This is a genomic window from Arsukibacterium sp. MJ3 (genome assembly GCF_000987765.1).
GTDB lineage: Bacteria > Pseudomonadota > Gammaproteobacteria > Enterobacterales > Alteromonadaceae > Alishewanella.
In genome coordinates this window covers 1-1,326 of record NZ_LAHP01000068.1, presented here as the reverse complement: position 1 = coordinate 1,326, position 1,326 = coordinate 1, and the positions used below count along the sequence as shown (strand labels likewise).

2 protein-coding genes are annotated in these 1,326 nt (G+C 46.2%); one reads left to right on the top strand and one right to left on the bottom strand.

The window, feature by feature from the left end; all coding sequences use genetic code 11:
• Positions 1-94, top strand: a 94-nt coding sequence (locus tag VT06_RS18870; protein ID WP_152659060.1) for a PEP-CTERM sorting domain-containing protein, incomplete at its 5' end; no start/stop codon positions are given.
• 92 nt (positions 95-186) lie between these two features.
• Here the strand turns inward: VT06_RS18870 and VT06_RS16735 are convergent.
• Positions 187-1,326: class I tRNA ligase family protein (locus VT06_RS16735; protein WP_046555470.1), on the bottom strand; the 1,140-nt coding region annotated here is incomplete at its 5' end.

Sequence of the window (1,326 nt, the reverse complement as noted above, 5' to 3'; positions counted from 1 at the left end):
AGTAAATGTACCTGAGCCAGCAATGTTAGGTATGTTCGGTTTAGGCTTATTAGGCTTAAGAGCGTTTGGTCGTCGCCGTTTAACTAAAAAGTAATGTGTGCTTAGCTAATATCTAGTTGTTAGCTAATGACATTATAAAAACCGGAGCATGCTCCGGTTTTTTATTTTCTAGAATAACCGTTTAGATTATAGTGCGGTAATTTCAGCTTGTTGCGCTTGTAATTTAACCATTGCCTGTTCCAGTTCGGCTTGTTTGGCGCGCTCTTTATCTAACACCGCTTCGGGCGCCTTGGCAACAAATCCCTGATTAGCCAGTTTACCCGAAACGCGGGCCAGTTCTTGTGCGGCTTTATCTAACTGTTTACTAATGCGGTTAAGCTCTGCTTCTTTGTCAATTAAGCCGGCCATAGGGATCAGTAAATCCATGCTGCCAACTAACTGCGCGGCACTGGCGGGGGCTTTTTCAGCTTCTGCCAGCACGGTAATGCTGTCTAGCTTGGCCATAACCATTAAAAAGTTTTGGTTTTCAGCCAAACGGCGCTGCTCTTCACCGTTAAGGTTGCGCAGTAAAATAGCCAGTGGTTTGCTAGGCGCAATATTCATTTCACCGCGCACGTTACGTATGGCCGTTATAACGGCTTTTAACCATTCCAGATCAGCCATTGCGGTGTCGTTGGCTAAGCTGGCATTAAACTCTGGATAAGGTTGCAGCATAATGCTGTCAGTATTATGCTCGGTAGTGTTACCGGCCAGCGGTTTAACCGATTGCCAAATGGTTTCGGTGATAAAAGGAATGATCGGGTGCATTAAGCGCAGCAGACTTTCCAGCACGGTGATCAGTGTATAACGGGTGCCGCGTTGCTCTGGCTCGGTGCCTTTAAACAATACGGGTTTAGTTAATTCTACATACCAGTCACAGAACTGATTCCAGGTAAATTCATATAAGGCATTGGCCGCTAAATCGAAGCGATAGCTGTCAATATAATGGGTAACGTGTTGTACAGTTTGCTGATATTGCGCCAAAATCCACTTATCGGCCAGTGACAGTACTTTAGGCTCACTACCAAAACCACAGTCCTGCTCGGCGGTGTTCATTAGTACATAGCGGCTGGCATTCCACAGTTTATTACAAAAATTGCGGTAGCCTTCTAGGCGTTTCATGTCCCAATTAATATCGCGGCCAGTAGATGCCAGCGTGGCTAACGTAAAGCGTACTGCATCGGTGCCGCTGGCACTAATACCCTCCGGAAACTGTTTTCGGGTGCGGTCGGCAATTTTTTCAGCGTCTTTCGGTTGCATCATATTACTGGTGCGTTTGGCCAGTAA